At 47.6% G+C, this 16,473-nt stretch carries 14 protein-coding genes, 1 pseudogene and 2 riboswitches; all 15 genes and pseudogenes read left to right on the top strand.

Annotation, left to right across the window (positions count from 1 at the left end; genetic code table 11):
- Positions 1-197: 197 nt before the first annotated feature.
- The 15 genes and pseudogenes from ACW5MY_RS03475 to purB all read left to right on the top strand — a co-directional run bounded on the left by ACW5MY_RS03475 (position 198) and on the right by purB (position 16,439).
- Positions 198-1,077 (top strand): annotated as a pseudogene (locus ACW5MY_RS03475) (cation diffusion facilitator family transporter).
- A gap of 139 nt (positions 1,078-1,216) precedes the next feature.
- Positions 1,217-2,179, top strand: coding sequence for an AAA family ATPase (locus ACW5MY_RS03480; RefSeq protein WP_013351265.1), 963 nt, complete (start codon positions 1,217-1,219; stop codon positions 2,177-2,179).
- Positions 2,179-3,363, top strand: a complete 1,185-nt coding sequence (locus tag ACW5MY_RS03485) for a DUF58 domain-containing protein (RefSeq protein WP_013351266.1) — start codon at positions 2,179-2,181, stop codon at positions 3,361-3,363. Before ACW5MY_RS03480 ends, ACW5MY_RS03485 begins: the two co-directional genes overlap by 1 nt.
- Positions 3,364-3,381: 18 nt before the next feature.
- On the top strand, positions 3,382-5,589 hold the full coding sequence (locus tag ACW5MY_RS03490) for a DUF4129 domain-containing transglutaminase family protein (protein WP_013351267.1): 2,208 nt from the start codon (positions 3,382-3,384) through the stop codon (positions 5,587-5,589).
- 163 nt (positions 5,590-5,752) lie between these two features.
- Positions 5,753-7,294, top strand: coding sequence for a glutamine-hydrolyzing GMP synthase (gene guaA / locus ACW5MY_RS03495; RefSeq protein ID WP_038462632.1), 1,542 nt, complete (start codon positions 5,753-5,755; stop codon positions 7,292-7,294).
- A gap of 105 nt (positions 7,295-7,399) precedes the next feature.
- Positions 7,400-7,933, top strand: a complete 534-nt coding sequence (locus ACW5MY_RS03500) for a sigma-70 family RNA polymerase sigma factor (RefSeq protein WP_065118609.1) — start codon at positions 7,400-7,402, stop codon at positions 7,931-7,933.
- The gene (locus ACW5MY_RS03505; RefSeq protein WP_462061665.1) at positions 7,915-9,357 is read left to right on the top strand and encodes a DUF4179 domain-containing protein; all 1,443 of its coding nucleotides are present in this window, start codon (positions 7,915-7,917) and stop codon (positions 9,355-9,357) included. The genes ACW5MY_RS03500 and ACW5MY_RS03505 overlap by 19 nt, the downstream gene beginning before the upstream one ends.
- 123 nt (positions 9,358-9,480) lie before the next feature.
- Positions 9,481-9,582, top strand: a riboswitch (purine riboswitch).
- 130 nt (positions 9,583-9,712) lie between these two features.
- On the top strand, positions 9,713-11,035 hold the full coding sequence (locus ACW5MY_RS03510; protein ID WP_003155780.1) for an NCS2 family permease: 1,323 nt from the start codon (positions 9,713-9,715) through the stop codon (positions 11,033-11,035).
- 196 nt (positions 11,036-11,231) lie between these two features.
- On the top strand, positions 11,232-12,014 hold the full coding sequence (locus ACW5MY_RS03515; protein WP_061573925.1) for a hypothetical protein: 783 nt from the start codon (positions 11,232-11,234) through the stop codon (positions 12,012-12,014).
- A 137-nt stretch (positions 12,015-12,151) separates the two neighbouring features.
- A complete protein-coding gene (locus tag ACW5MY_RS03520; RefSeq protein WP_012116994.1) occupies positions 12,152-12,325 on the top strand; it encodes a Fur-regulated basic protein FbpA in 174 nt (57 codons plus the stop codon).
- Between the two features lie 140 nt (positions 12,326-12,465).
- Entirely contained in the window at positions 12,466-13,020 is a 555-nt protein-coding gene (locus ACW5MY_RS03525; protein ID WP_013351272.1) for a DUF2179 domain-containing protein, read from the top strand.
- On the top strand, positions 13,017-13,214 hold the full coding sequence (locus ACW5MY_RS03530) for an NETI motif-containing protein (protein WP_013351273.1): 198 nt from the start codon (positions 13,017-13,019) through the stop codon (positions 13,212-13,214). Before ACW5MY_RS03525 ends, ACW5MY_RS03530 begins: the two co-directional genes overlap by 4 nt.
- Positions 13,215-13,292: 78 nt before the next feature.
- Positions 13,293-13,394, top strand: a riboswitch (purine riboswitch).
- 129 nt (positions 13,395-13,523) lie between these two features.
- Positions 13,524-14,012 (top strand): 5-(carboxyamino)imidazole ribonucleotide mutase, encoded by a 489-nt coding sequence (gene purE, locus ACW5MY_RS03535; RefSeq protein ID WP_013351274.1) that lies wholly within the window; start codon positions 13,524-13,526, stop codon positions 14,010-14,012.
- Entirely contained in the window at positions 13,966-15,147 is a 1,182-nt protein-coding gene (gene purK / locus ACW5MY_RS03540) for a 5-(carboxyamino)imidazole ribonucleotide synthase (RefSeq protein WP_013351275.1), read from the top strand. The genes purE and purK overlap by 47 nt, the downstream gene beginning before the upstream one ends.
- Entirely contained in the window at positions 15,147-16,439 is a 1,293-nt protein-coding gene (gene purB / locus ACW5MY_RS03545) for an adenylosuccinate lyase (protein WP_014469853.1), read from the top strand. Before purK ends, purB begins: the two co-directional genes overlap by 1 nt.
- The last annotated feature ends 34 nt before the right edge of the window (positions 16,440-16,473 follow it).

The raw sequence follows: 16,473 nt of genomic DNA on the forward strand, positions 1-16,473 counted from the left end.
CATATAAGCAGAGCGGCAAGAAGCCTTGGTACGATTGGGATGACTGGGGTTTCGTGAATAAAAATAATTTGCCTGTATGCACAAATGTTCTATGATTACTATTTTTCTGTGGAAAGTGAATCATGTTTCTATAGACCCACTGTGCCTTCGCTTTGTATGATAATGAAGGAAAAAATGAACGGGAAGGAGGGTTTTCAGTGGAGAGATATCATGAATTGAAAAAAGGCGAAACCGGAGCGATTGTCAGTATTGCCGCATATGCAGTATTGTCGGCTGTGAAGCTTGTGATCGGCTATTTGTTTCACTCAGAGGCGCTTCAAGCCGACGGTTTAAACAACACGACTGATATCGTGGCATCTGCCGCTGTTTTCATCGGTTTGCGCATCTCTCAGAAACCTCCTGACGAAGATCATCCTTACGGCCACTTTCGGGCGGAGACCGTCGCGTCACTTATCGCTTCCATTATTATGATGCTTGTCGGAATGCAAGTGCTGTTCAGCGCCGCACAATCTATTTTTTCCGTAAAAGAGGAAACACCGGATATGATTGCTGCCTGGACGGCTGCGGGGAGCGCCGTCGTGATGCTGATTGTCTACCGCTATATAAAAGGGCTTGCCAAAAAGGTAAACAGCCAAGCCCTTTCAGCCGCGGCTGCTGATAATAAATCAGATGCGCTCGTCAGTATCGGCACGTTTATCGGAATTTTTGCTTCGCAGTTCCATTTGGCTTGGGTTGATACGGTCACGGCGTTTATCATCGGATTGATCATCTGCAAAACCGCGTGGGATATTTTCAAAGAATCCTCTCATTCGCTGACTGACGGTTTTGATGTCAAAAATATTTCTGATTATAAAAAGACGATCGAACAGATTGCGGGCGTCAGCCGTTTAAAAGATATTAAAGCGAGATATCTGGGCAGCTCCGTTCATATTGATGTCGTCATTGAAGTGCCGTCTGATATGAATATTAAAGAGAGTCATGATATCGCAAATGAGGTAGAACGAAAGATGAAAGATGAAAGATGAACATGCCATCGACCATTCACATGTTCATATGGAGCCTCTCCAGCTGAAATAAAGCTTCCTTTCTAAAGGGAGCTTTTTTCCTTTTGCGGACTGGAAACAATTCGCTGGAAACGTTTTTTTATACTGTTTATATTTTGTGGTAAAGTTAGGTTACGATAATTGAAATTTGAGAGATGACTAGGAGGAGAAGAATGGCTTATAAAGAAGAGCTGCATCCGCTGCTGGAGAAAGCCGTTGAGCATATTGAAAACATCATCATAGGAAAACGGGATATCGCCATACTCAGCTTGGCCGCCATTCTCGCAAAAGGGCATGTGCTGCTGGAAGACGTGCCGGGAGTCGGAAAAACGATGATGGTCCGCGCTTTGGCCAAGCTGATCGGAGCTGACTTTAAGAGGATTCAGTTCACTCCGGATCTTCTGCCGTCAGATGTGACGGGTGTCTCTATTTATAATACGAAAACGATGGAATTTGAATACCGCCCGGGACCGATTATGGGGAATATCGTGCTGGCCGACGAAATTAACAGAACCTCTCCGAAAACGCAGTCTTCTTTGCTTGAGGCGATGGAAGAGGGAAATGTCACGATTGACGGAAAGACAATGCGGCTGGCTGAGCCGTTTTTCGTCATGGCCACACAAAACCCGGTTGAATATGAAGGAACATATCCGCTTCCTGAAGCCCAGCTTGACCGGTTTTTATTTAAGCTGAAGATGGGCTATCCGACTGCCGAGGAGGAGCTTAAGGTTCTGTCTTTGCAGGAAGGGCGCAATCCGCTTGAAACAATTGAGCCCGTCATTTCTAAAGAACAATTTATCAGTCTTCAGCAAAAGCTGGAGCAGGTGCGGGTGGATGATGGCATTAAAGCCTATATCGTCGGCATCACTCAGCATACCCGCCGGCATCCGTCCGTACATTTGGGCGTAAGTCCGCGCGGTTCGATTTCATTAATGAAAGCCGCACAGGCATACGCGCTGCTTCATGATCGCGACTACGTCATTCCTGATGACGTCCAGTATTTGGCTCCGTATACGCTGCCTCACAGAATGATCTTAACGGCCGAGGCGAAATTTAATGATGTCACGCCGGAAGCTGTGATCGAAGACATCATGCAGACGGAAAAAGTTCCCGTTCAAAGGATGTCGGTCCGATAATGAGAAAGAAAGTGCATTGGCTGCTATACGGCTGGAAGCTGCTTATTTTGGCCGTATTGACGGCAGCGGTCTTTTCTTATGCCATGTTTCAGGGCGGATTTGTGAGCTGGTTTTTATTTTATGCGTTTTTGCCGTTTACCGTTTACGCCGGGCTGGTCGCTGTGTATCCGCTGCGGGCGTTTCGGGTGACGCGTGAGATTTCTTCTGCTCAATTAACCTCGGGTGACAGGCTGTCTGTCACCATCAGGCTGACGAGGCGCCTGCCGTTTCCGCTGACTTATATGGTCATTGAAGATGTGATGCCGGAAACGCTTGGCGAGAGGCGCTGTGCGAAACAGCTCGTGTTTCCGTGGTTTCAAAAAAAGCTGACGTTTCAATATGAGCTGCCGCAGGCTCCGCGCGGAGAGCATCGTTTACATACGATAAGAGTGCGGACCGGAGATGTTCTCGGGCTTTTGGACAAGACGGCCTCGTTTTCGGTAACGGATACGGTCTTAGTTTTCCCGGCGTACGGGTCTGTACATTATAAGACGCAGACCGTATCCGGAGAAGAGGGTGCGGGTGCCGGCGCGCCGTTTCAGACTCACCGCTCCGCAATGGCCGCGAGCGTCAGAAATTATCAGCCGGGCGACCGGTTTTCCGCACTCGACTGGAAAACATCGGCGCGGCGCAATGAGCTGATGACGAAGGAATTTGACCCCTTGCAGAGTATGAATATGGTTCTCCTTTTGGACTGCACGCCGTCCCCTTCGTTTGAAGCCGCGGTCTCAGCCTCGGCATCCCTGCTTTACACGGCGCTTGTGAAGGGCTCTCCCGCGGGGTTTATTTCATTGGGGAACGACCGGACTGTTTTTCCCGTCCGGGAGGGAGAGCAGCATTTCAGAAATGTGCTGCGTTATCTGGCTGCAGTTTCAGAATCGGAAGAAGCTGATGCCGGCGGACGCTTAAGAAAAGAGCTGGCAGATCCGCGTGTCCGCAAAGCTTTTATTGCCGTCGTGACGGGCAGCCTTACAGAAGAGCTTCTCAAACAGGCTGAGGCAGGACCTTTTGACATGACGGTGTTTTTGGCGAAAGAAACGAATGCCGTGCTTTCGGAAAAAGAACGGAATCTCGCTCTCATCTTCGCTCAGAAGAATATCAAGGTGCAAATGATCAGGGACAAACGGGTGTCCCATGTTGTTTAGAAAGAGAGGTGGCGCGCCATGCCGCATGACGAGAACCAGGGAAGCAGGCTGAGTCTGCTGCTGTTTTATTTTCTCGCTTTTTTATTGTTATGGGAATGGCTCAGGCCGCTGCACAATTTTACGGATACAAAACATACCGGTTTTTTCATCATTTTTATCGGTTTGGCATTTCTGCTGTCATTCTTCCGGATGAGGTGGTACGTCACCGTGCCGTCCTGCATTCTGTTTACGTTGATCAGTATTCATATGCTGTTTTATAAAGGTTCGGTTTTTCAGCCGGAATGGCTCGCTTCTTTTTTGCGGGACGTGATGCTGAATGCCCGGCACATCGGGACCGGAAGATGGAATGATATGAACCCGTCATTCCGCACATTGCTGTTTTTTGTGCTATTATGGCTGCTCGTATATTTACTGCATTACTGGGTGATCTATCAGCGGAAAATATTATTCTTTTTTATCATGACGGTGGCCTATATCACCGTGCTTGATACGTTTACTCCCTATGATGCCGCATACGCCGTCATCCGGATTGTCTTTATCGGCTTTTTGATGATGGGGCTTTTGAATATGGAGCGCATCCGCCTGACGGAACACATAGCGTTTAAAAAAAGGTTGATCATCAAATGGTTTCTGCCGCTGGCGCTGTTTATCTGCGCTTCCGTCCTATTCGGTCTGGCGGCTCCGAAATCAGATCCGAACTGGCCGGACCCCGTGCCGTTTCTGAAAAAAATAACAAATCACAAAGAGGTGCCCGCCGCTGAGAGCAAAATCGGCTACGGCAACCATGATGAAACATTAGGCGGGCCTTTTCAGCAGGACGATACGCCGGTTTTCACATGGAAGGGAAAAGAGCGGGCGTACTTCCGGGTGGAAACGAAGGATACATACACGGGAAAAGGCTGGGTGGAGACCGATCAGGGCATGTCCTATAAACTGAATGGCGGCAATGTGGAAGATATATGGTTTGACCGGAGTGTGCAGACGAGACGTTATACGGCGCAGGTGTCCATTGATGAGAATTATCTTTATAATCACGTCATGTATCCGATCGGCGTCTCCAATATTAAACCGAAGCACTCGATTCAGCTTGAAATGAACGGAAACACCGAGCAAATCACGCCGATCAGTGAACAAGTGGGCAGCATCCGCAATATGGGACGGTACACGGTGACTTTTCACGCGCCCGTCTTTAAACTGAATGACCTCAAAAAAGTGAAAGTGAAACGATACCGTGAGCAGAATCAATTCAATGACCGGTATCTGCAGCTTCCCGACAGCCTTCCGGAAAGAGTGAGACAGCTTGCCGACAGGCTGACGCGGGATCATCATAATATGTTCGATAAAGCGAAGGCGGTCGAGGATTATCTGGGATCTTCCGCATTTTCGTATGATACACAGGATGTCGCCGTTCCGGAGCACAACCAGGATTATGTGGATCAATTTTTGTTTGAAACGAAAAGAGGTTATTGTGATAACTTTTCTTCGGCAATGGCTGTGCTGCTGCGATCTGCGGGAATTCCCGCCCGCTGGGTGAAAGGCTATACATCCGGAGAATATAAAGGCGCGGGCGATCAAAACGGCCATCTTTATGAAGTCACAAACAACAATGCCCATTCGTGGGTAGAAGTATATTTTCCGGATCAGGGCTGGGTGACGTTTGAGCCGACGAAAGGCTTCACCAATCCGACGGAGTTTACGTCAGAGCAGAATCATACAGCGGGAAAAGATGGCGGAAGCTCAGCGGGGAATTCGGATACACCGTCTGACAAGCAGCGCCAGGAAACAAAGCCCGAAAAAAAAGAAACGCCGAAAAAGCGGGAGCACAGTGCGGCTCCGCATCCTGTGATGCACAATAAAACCGCGGCACAGCTGTGGCCGTATGCAGCTATCATCATCGTGATTTCAGCCGCGGCCGCGCTCGTCTGGGTGCTGCGGGCGCGCTGGATTCCGCATGTTGCAGCAGCCAGATTGAAGCGGCGCACGGATGAAGACGTCTTTTTCGACGCATATGCCGCGCTGCTCCGCCAGCTGAAACGAAAAGGGTTCAGCAGGGGAGACGGAGAAACGCTCCGTGATTTTGCCGCGAGGATTGATGAGGCGTACCATACAGACGACATGTCCGAGCTGACGCTGCGCTATGAGCGTGCTTTATACCGCAGCGATAATGCCGCAGAGCTTTGGAATGAATCGGTACAGTTGTGGGAAAATATAATTAAAACAAGATAGTCTTGACCGCATATCGTCCTGTTGTTAGAATAAATGAATGTTAAATGGGAGCCCGGGAGCGTTAAAAAGCCGGGCTTCCGGACAAGTCTTGCGCGACAGAGGGCTGAACGTGTGTCCTCCGTTTTTTCTGTGTCAAAAACTTAGAGGAGATTAGGTGACAACCATGACGAAGTTAGTGAATGAAATGATTCTTGTTCTTGATTTCGGCAGTCAGTATAACCAGCTGATTACCCGCCGGATCCGTGAATTTGGCGTATATAGCGAGCTGCATCCCCATACGTTGACAGCTGAGGAAATCAAAGAAATGAATCCAAAAGGAATTATCCTTTCAGGCGGACCGAACAGTGTATATGATGAAGGATCTTTCCGCTGTGACGAAAAAATCTTTGAACTCGATATTCCTGTATTGGGCATCTGCTACGGTATGCAGCTGATGACTCATTACCTCGGAGGGAAAGTCGAGGCGGCAAGCCAGCGCGAATACGGAAAAGCGAACATTCAGATTCAAGGAACTCCTGACCTGTTCAAAGATCTTCCGGAAGAACAAGTGGTATGGATGAGCCACGGCGACTTAGTCGTACAAGTGCCGGAAGGGTTTACGGTAGATGCGACAAGCCATCACTGCCCGAACTCAGCGATGAGTAAAAAAGACAAAAAATGGTACGGCGTTCAGTTCCACCCGGAAGTCCGCCATTCAGAATACGGAAATGACCTTCTGAAAAACTTTGTCTTCGGTCCTTGTGAATGTAAAGGCGAATGGTCAATGGAAAACTTTATCGAAATCGAAATGCAAAAAATCCGCGAAACAGTCGGAGACAAACAAGTGCTTTGCGCTTTGAGCGGCGGAGTTGATTCTTCTGTCGTAGCCGTTTTGATTCATAAAGCGATCGGCGACCAGCTGACTTGTATTTTCGTCGACCACGGCCTGCTCCGTAAAGGCGAAGCGGAAGGCGTCATGAAAACGTTCAGCGAAGGCTTTAATATGAATGTCATTAAAGTTGATGCGAAAGACAGATTCTTAAATAAGCTGAAAGGTGTTTCTGATCCTGAGCAAAAACGCAAAATCATCGGCAACGAATTCATTTACGTATTTGATGATGAAGCGGTCAAGCTGAAAGGAATCGATTACCTTGCGCAAGGAACGCTTTACACAGACATTATTGAAAGCGGAACGGCAACAGCGCAAACGATCAAATCGCACCACAATGTCGGCGGTCTTCCTGAAGATATGCAGTTTGAACTGATCGAACCGCTTAACACTCTTTTCAAAGATGAAGTGCGCGCGCTCGGCACAGAGCTCGGCATTCCGGATGATATCGTATGGCGTCAGCCGTTCCCGGGACCTGGTCTTGGCATCCGCGTACTCGGCGAAGTAACGGAAGAAAAACTTGAAATCGTTCGTGAATCAGACGCGATTCTGCGCGAAGAAGTGGCAAACCACGGCCTTGAGCGCGACATCTGGCAGTACTTCACGGTTCTTCCTGACATCCGCAGCGTCGGCGTCATGGGAGATGCGAGAACGTATGATTACACAATCGGTATCCGTGCCGTAACTTCAATCGACGGCATGACATCTGACTGGGCGCGTATCCCTTGGGATGTGCTTGAAGTGATTTCGACACGTATCGTCAATGAAGTGAAACACATCAACCGCGTCGTGTATGATATTACAAGTAAGCCGCCTGCGACGATTGAGTGGGAATAAATCAAGATAAAAAACGTCTCTTTTTAAAAAAGAGGCGTTTTTTTTGTCATCTTTTTGAAACCGTTTCGCCCCGATTCGTATCTAACAGCATAGGAGGTGGATAAGGTGAAGGAAGAACGATTGATCAAAAAGGCGAAAAAAGGTGATGCCTCAGCCTTTGAAAAACTGATCACAGCTCATCAGGAGACTTTATATAAAACAGCTTATCTCTATTTGCATCACAAAGAAGACACCCTGGACGCTGTTCAGGAAACGGCTTACAAGGCTTTTCTTCATATCGCGCAGCTGAAGGAGCCGAAATATTTTAAAACGTGGCTGATCCGGATTTTGCTTAATACGATTTTTGCGATGAGGAAAAAGCACGGTGACGTCATCCCGTTTGAGCCGCACCACGATACATGTGCGGAGAACAAGAACGTTGAAGAATACATAGACCTTCGAAATGCTCTGGAAACACTTGATGAACATATACAGCTGACCATTCAGCTTTATTATTTTCAGGATTTTTCGATTTCCATTATCGCTGAACAGACCGGCATGGCGGAAGGCACCGTAAAAACGCATCTGCACAGGGCGAGAAAAGCATTGAAGCAAGAGCTGGAAAAGGAGGATAAACAAATATGGAAAAGCATCAAATGAAGCAATTGTATCAGGACATAGACGTGCCGAAAGCTGAATTGAAAAACGTGATACACAGCGCGGCTGTCCGTGCCGGAAAAGAAGGCGCCGTCAGACGGAGATGGGGAAGAAAACTGATAAACGGCTTCGCGGTTGCTGCTGCTTTGTTTTTTCTGTATCTGTCTTCAGGCTTGTTCATGCCCTCCGTTAATACGGCTATGGGAAACATTCCTGCTGCCGGACAAATTTACAGTCTGTTTCAGGATAAGGCAGGTTCTGCGCTGTTTAAAAGCAATCTGGTGACAAAACTGAACGAGAAAGCGGAATCACGCGGGATCACGGTGACAGTAAAAAGTGTATATTACGACAGCGGACAGCTCGTTTATAACTTTATCGTTGACAATTTGAAATCAGATGAGGAGAGTATTCCTCTTCAAGTCGATTATAAAGATACCCGGAATATATTATCTGAGGATTATGACAGGACTGATATGAAAAAAATGAAAGACGGTCGGTACGGAGGGCAGCTTCGCTTGTTCACGGACGGTTCAAAGCTGAAAGACGGTGATAAGCTTCCGCTTGTCATTACAAAAATCAAGGACATCCCGGGAAACTGGCGCTTTACACTCCCGATCAAAAAACAAAAGTCAGTTTCCCTGGAAGGAACGAAAGCCGTCAATGTAAATAACGGATTATACCGCTTTTTCGATATCCGGGCGGAAAACGGAACGATGGGATCGGCACTCTTATATTCAGTCGACTTTCACGATGCAGCCAAAAATGATGCCATCTCGATTGACGAAGCAACGGATGATGCAGGAAACCATTATGAAATGACGATGTCAAATATTGACCTTGGCAGCAGAAAGAACCTTCCCGGCGGCGGGAAAAGAGTACGCGGCCAAACTCAATTCAGCAAACCGATAGACCCGAAAGCGAAAACACTTTTCATAACGGGTAATTTAAAATCAGAATCAGAGCCGGGAGAAATCGTCCCACTGAAAACAAAACTGCCCGCCAGCTATGAAACGAAACATCACCATGTCGGCATCACCATCAAAAAGATCAAACAGCAAGGCAGACGGGTGATTGTCAATTATCAATTCAGCGGAATTAATGTAAGCAAGACGGATGAAGATCAGCTGATGAATGTCGGTGAGTCAATCGGTCTCGGCGATACGAAAAAAATGAAAACCTGGCCATCGCTTGATGAGTATGAAAAAGGCTATTATCTGAAAGGGAATAAGGCGAAAGTCACGAATCTTAAAACGGGTGAAATGGAATCCGTTTTTGAATTGGATGATTCATCTGATAATGACTATTCATTGCGCGATTTCTCATTCGATTCATATGCTTTGTATGTCAATCAAACGGCCATGAACACTTTAGCAGGTGACAGCAAGATCACATTCGCGGTTCCGGTACGGCCTGCGGACGGAAAATGATGACAGGGAGGCGGCTTTTGCCGTCTTCCATTTTTGATCAATTAACGAATAAACTAATTTTTTTTAACGGGATTGTTCGTTTTTTATATTGAGTTTTCAAAATTGTATTGATACAATAGACTCAGAAATCAAATATGCAGATATCGTATAATGGCGGGGATATGGCTCGCAAGTTTCTACCAAGCTACCGTAAATGGCTTGACTACGGATCAATCTCAATCGTTTGATATAAATAATCCATTCTTATTTATTCAGACTGAACGTATGTAGTCAAGCGTCCCAATGTATTTGGGGCGTTTTTTATTTGGCGGATAACGGGCAGAATAAATGGGAGAGAATGAAGGAGGCAATTGGCTTGAAGCAATTTTTTCAGTTTGATGAGCTGGGGACAAGCTATCGTAATGAAATCATCGGCGGTTTAACGACCTTTTTGTCAATGGCGTACATTCTGTTCGTCAATCCGCTGACATTGTCTTTAAACGGTGTGAAGGGATTTCCGGAAGCATTAAAAATTGATCAAGGCGCGGTGTTCACCGCTACAGCCCTTGCGTCTGCGGCCGGCTGTATTTTAATGGGGCTGATAGCAAAGTATCCGATTGCGATTGCGCCGGGTATGGGGTTAAACGCGTTTTTTGCTTTCTCTGTCGTACTCGGTATGGGAATTTCCTGGCAGGCTGCGCTTTCCGGCGTTTTGATTTCCGGAATTATTTTCGTGGCGCTTTCGCTGACGGGATTGCGGGAAAAAATCATTAATGCAATTCCGCCCGAGCTGAAATTGGCGGTCGGCGCTGGTATCGGTTTATTCATCACATTTGTCGGTTTGCAAGGTTCCGGCATTATTGAAGCGAACTCATCGACCTTGGTGTCTATCGGCAATATTCACAGCGGTCCTGTGCTTCTGACGGTTTTCGGTGTCATTGTGACGGTCATTCTGATGGTGCTTCGCGTAAACGGCGGCGTGTTTATCGGAATGCTTCTGACGGCGGTTGCCGGCATGATCTGCGGGCTGATTCCGGTTCCGACGCACATTGTCGGCAGTGTGCCGAGTCTTGCGCCGACTTTCGGACAGGCGTGGATGCACCTTCCGGATATCTTCTCCGTCCAAATGCTGATTGTCATTTTAACTTTCTTGTTCGTCGGGTTTTTCGATACGGCCGGAACGCTGGTGGCTGTGGCGACACAGGCAGGGCTGATGAAGGAAAACAAACTTCCGCGTGCGGGGAGAGCGCTTCTTGCGGATTCAACTTCAATCGTTATCGGAGCGGTGCTCGGTACGTCTACAACGACTTCTTATGTTGAATCAAGCTCAGGCGTTGCGGCGGGAGCGCGTTCCGGATTCGCGGCTGTTGTGACGGGCATTCTCTTTTTACTGGCGATGTTTTTCTCGCCGCTTCTGTCAGTTGTCACTACGAATGTGACGGCTCCGGCTTTAATTATTGTCGGCGCGCTGATGGTGGCGCCGCTCGGTAAAATCGCCTGGGATAAATTCGAGGTGGCTGTGCCGGCATTCTTAACGATGATTATGATGCCGCTGACATACAGCATTGCGACGGGGATTGCGATCGGCTTTATTTTCTACCCGATTACAATGATCTGCAAAGGAAAAGGAAAAAGCGTTCACCCGATTATGTACGGGCTGTTCGTTATCTTTATACTGTATTTCATCTTCTTGAAATAACGGAAAAACCGGCTGAAGACAGCCGGTTTTTTGTTTTTGTCCTATTCCGTAAAACCAATACATAAGATAAAACGTCATATGGGTGTCCGGGTGAAGAAACCGCTTGACTGTTTAAGGACGCTTCGGTACCTTATATAAGTGTTTTATTTTCTTGTTTAACAAATTCCGCCGTATTTTTTTGATAGGAGTTGCTGACATGACGGAAGAAAGAAAAGAAACGTTGGAAGAAGAAAAACAGCATCAGGGAACTGATGAAGAACCGCTGTCGAGAATGTCCAGAAATGCGGGACGTTATCAAAAACAAAAGAAAAAAGAAAAGGAACGGCGCCCGGCTCCGGCTTTTACGGAAAAACTCGCTTCTGCTTGGGCTGCGGTCAAACGTTATTGCCGTTTCGCGCTGCGCATTTTGACATCACCGGTAAAGGTCGTTGGGGAAGACGGCTTTTACCGCTTTAAATATGCTCTTATTTCAATGCTTGTATTCAGTATCTTTTTCTCAATCGGAAATTGGTTTCAGCTGAGGGCAAGCCAGCAGAGACCGCTCGGTTACGGGGAACGGCATCATACGTTTTTTGACGGCTTTACCGTCGTTCTCGTGTATTCGCTCGTCTTTTTTGCAGCTGCGGCCGGCGCGGTCTGGCTTGTATCACGCTATATGATGAAACAGAAAATTACGATGCGGGATGCGGCGGCTGGAGTCGGTTCGCTTTTGGTTCCGGCTGTCGCCTGCTCTATAGTATGGATGATTTTCGCGATATTGAATCTGCCGGTCATCACCGTGGTGTTTACGGCGCTGACCTTGTTTCTGGCCGTCTCGGCAATGGTGCAGTTTGTGCAGATCCTGTACAAATCGGCTGAAAAGCCTGCGGCTGACGTGATGTACTGTATTACTGCGGCAGTCATCATCATGCTCGTCTTTACGGCTGTGACATGGCCGCTTATTTCAGAGTACTTTACCGCCTCGCTGATTCCTTTATAAGTCGAAATTTGTCTTTCACAATGTTTACAAATATTTCTAATAAAGCGTGTTGTTTTGAGCAGCCGTCCGATATATGATGGGAACAACAGCAAGTTGAAAACGGCATTAATCTTTATGATTCGGAAAGGATGATGAGGATGGCCCCGTTGTTGCGAGAAGCCATTAATCGGAAAAAACAGCATCTGAGGACAAAGCTTATCCGTTCAGGGTTTTATCAAAACCATGTTCAGGAACTGTCCGGATATACGCTGAGTGAACTAGAAAAGGAATATGAAGCCGTCAAACGATTGAAAAAAGCTGAGCTTCACTGATAAGAGTTTGAAAGTCTGCCTTCCGGGGCGGGCTTTTTTTTCTTTTGAAAATGATCAAAAGAGGGTAAACTATCCTTAACTTGAAAGATTGACGCGGCCGTCCCGGTCAGTTTTTTCAAAGATCAGAGGAGGGGGAATCAATGATGCAGACGATTTTATCCAACGGTATAGGTATGGTTCTCATTATTCTCATCATTAACATTATATATGTCTCTTTTTTTACGATCAGGATGATCCTTACCTTAAAAGGGCAGCGCTATTTCGCCGCAGGCATCAGTACAATTGAAATCCTTGTGTATGTGACCGGCTTGAGTCTCGTGCTCGGCAATCTGAATCAAATTCAAAATGTCATTGCCTATGCGCTCGGCTACGGCCTCGGCGTCATAGTGGGTATGAAAATTGAAGAAAAACTGGCGCTCGGCTATATTACAGTCAACGTCATTACGAAAGAGCTTGATCTGGACCTGCCGAAACAGCTTCGGGAAAAAGGATACGGGGTCACAAGCTGGGTGGCGGGCGGACTTGAAGGAGACCGGACCGCCATGCAGATTCTGACGCCGCGCAAATATGAGCTTCAGCTTTATGATACGATTAAAACGCTTGATGAAAAAGCGTTTATCATCGCCTTTGAGCCCAAAACGATCCACGGCGGATTCTGGGTGAAAGCAGTGAAGAAGAGGAGAATTAAGGAATGACAAAGCCAAAAAAGAAACGGTTTGAAGTAACGGAACATGAAACGATCGACACCATTCTCACTTTAATGAAGGAAGAGGGCTATATGCCCGTCCGGCGGATGGAAGAGCCGATCTTTACAGAAAAGAAAGAAAATGGGTCAATTCAAGTCGTTCCTTGCGGGAGAAAAATCGTATTTGAAGGGAAATTGATCTAAACACGAACATTAAAAGAAAGAATTTTTATATCGTTCGATAATGTCGTTGACATTATCCAAGTCCGTTGTTAAGATAAACATGAAATCAAAACACGACCTCATATAATCTTGGGAATATGGCCCATAAGTTTCTACCCGGCTGCCGTAAACGGCCGGACTATGCAGGAAAGTGATAAACAGCTGACATGGATATCGCAGAAGCGAACGACTGCCGATACGCGCCATGCCCGGTTTGTATTGCTTCCTCATAGTGCAATACGAGCCGGGCTTTTTTTTCTGAAAAACAAAGCATGAGAAGGTGGGAACAGAATGCAGCCGCTAGCAGGAATCATCATGGGAAGCACCTCCGATTGGGAGACAATGAAACATGCATGCGACATACTTGACGAACTTCACATTCCTTATGAAAAACAGGTGGTATCCGCGCATCGGACGCCTGATTTGATGTTTGAATATGCAGAAAGCGCCAGAAGCAGGGGCTTAAAAGTCATTATTGCCGGAGCCGGAGGAGCGGCGCATCTGCCGGGAATGACGGCGGCCAAAACGACACTGCCGGTGATCGGTGTTCCGGTTCAGACAAAATCGCTTAACGGGCTTGATTCTCTTCTGTCTATCGTACAGATGCCCGGCGGCGTGCCGGTCGCGACGACAGCGATCGGAAAAGCGGGCGCAGTGAACGCGGGTCTGTTAGCTGCGCAAATTTTGTCGGCATTTGACGATGACATTGCGGATAAACTAGAGGCGAGAAGAAATGCGACAAAACAAACGGTGCTGGAAAGCAGTGATCAGCTTGTCTGATAAAAAAACGATTTTTCCCGGCGCCGTCATCGGCATTATCGGAGGCGGACAGCTCGGAAAAATGATGGCTGTCGCCGCAAAACAGATGGGGTATAAAGTCGCAGTCGTCGATCCCGTAAAAGACTCGCCATGCGGACAGATCGCCGATATTGAGATTACCGCCCAGTACAATGACCGTGAAGCGATTCAAAAATTGGCCGGTGTCAGTGACATCATTACCTACGAATTTGAAAATATTGATTACGAGGCGCTCAACTGGCTCAAAGAACATGCATATCTTCCCCAGGGAAGCGAGCTGCTGCTCATCACCCAAAACAGGGAAACGGAAAAAAAGGCGATCCAGTCAGCTGGATGTCAGGTCGCTCCTTATCGGATCGTAAACAGCAGACGGGAGCTTGAGGAAGCCGTTCAGTCATTGGGACTTCCGGCGGTGCTGAAAACATGCCGGGGCGGATATGACGGCAAAGGCCAATTTGTCATTAAGGAAAAAGGACAGACAGATGAAGCGGCCGCACTGTTAGAAAACGGCGCGTGCATACTTGAAAGCTGGGTGTCATTCCGAATGGAGCTTTCCGTTATCGTGACGAGATCGGTGCACGGAGAGATTTCAACCTTTCCAGCTGCTGAAAATATCCACCACCATAATATCCTGTTCCAAAGCATCGTGCCCGCGAGAGCGGAGGAAACGGTTCAAAAGCGGGCAGAGGCGCTTGCCGTTCAGCTCGCGGAGAAACTGGAGCTCGTCGGACCGCTTGCGGTGGAAATGTTCGTCACGGAAGACGGAGACCTTTTGATTAATGAATTGGCGCCCCGTCCTCACAATTCAGGGCATTATACGCTCGATCTTTGTGAAACGAGCCAGTTCGAACAGCACATCAGAGCGGTCTGCGGACTTCCTCTCGGCAGAACCGATCTGCTCAAACCGGGGATGATGGTGAATCTTCTCGGTGATGAAGTGAAGCTGGCGGAGGAGCATCCGGAGCTTTTGAAGGAAGCCAAACTGTACCTGTACGGAAAACATGAGATTAAAAAAGGCCGCAAAATGGGGCATATGACATTTTTGCGGGAGCCTGATGAAAAATGGATTCAGGACATCACGAACATATGGATGAAAAGAGACGGAGGACGAGCATAATGATCGAACGTTATTCAAGACCTGAAATGTCCGCGATCTGGACGGACGAAAACAGATACCAGGCATGGCTGGAAGTTGAGATTTTAGCCTGTGAAGCCTGGGCTGAACTTGGCGTCATTCCGAAAGAAGACGTCAAAGTCATGCGCGAAAACGCGTCTTTCGACATTAACCGCATTTTGGAAATCGAGCAGGATACGCGCCATGACGTCGTGGCATTCACACGCGCGGTTTCAGAATCGTTAGGCGAAGAAAGAAAATGGGTTCACTACGGCCTGACGTCAACAGATGTCGTGGATACCGCTCTTTCCTATCTATTAAAACAGGCGAATGAGATTTTACTCAAGGACATTGAGAGATTTGTTGACATTATAAAAGAAAAAGCGAAAGAACATAAATACACGGTCATGATGGGCCGCACGCACGGCGTACACGCAGAACCGACGACATTTGGCCTGAAGCTCGCGCTTTGGCACGAAGAAATGAAACGCAACCTTGAACGTTTCAAGCAGGCAAAAGAAGGAATCGAAGTCGGGAAGCTTTCCGGCGCGGTCGGCACATATGCAAATATTGATCCGTTCGTAGAGCAGTATGTCTGTGAAAAACTTGGCCTGAAAGCGGCGCCGATCTCCACTCAGACATTACAGCGCGACCGTCATGCGGATTACATGGCTGCACTTGCCCTGATCGCGACGAGCATTGAAAAATTCGCAGTGGAAATCCGCGGTCTGCAAAAGAGTGAAACACGGGAAGTGGAAGAATTTTTTGCAAAAGGACAAAAAGGCTCATCGGCTATGCCTCATAAACGGAATCCGATCGGGTCTGAAAATATGACGGGCATGGCGCGCGTGATCCGCGGCTATATGCTGACGGCGTACGAAAATGTTCCGTTATGGCATGAGCGTGATATTTCTCACTCATCAGCTGAGCGCATCATTCTTCCTGACGCGACAACCGCGCTGAATTACATGCTGAACCGTTTCAGCAATATCGTCAAAAACTTAACGGTATTCCCGGAAAATATGAAACGCAACATGGACCGCACACTGGGTTTAATCTATTCTCAGCGCGTGCTGCTCGCTTTAATTGACACGGGTCTGCCACGTGAAGAAGCATATGACACGGTTCAGCCGAAAGCGATGGAAGCGTGGGAAAAACAAGTGCCGTTCCGTCAGCTTGTCGAAGCGGAGGAAAAAATCACGTCCCGTCTTACACCGGAACAGATTGCCGATTGCTTTGACTACAATTATCATTTGAAGAACGTCGACTTGATCTTTGATCGTTTAGGTTTATAGAAGAAGCCAGCCGGAGGCGGCTTCTTCAGCCCCC

The sequence above is a fragment of the Bacillus sp. Bwzl_19 genome, from assembly GCF_054900515.1.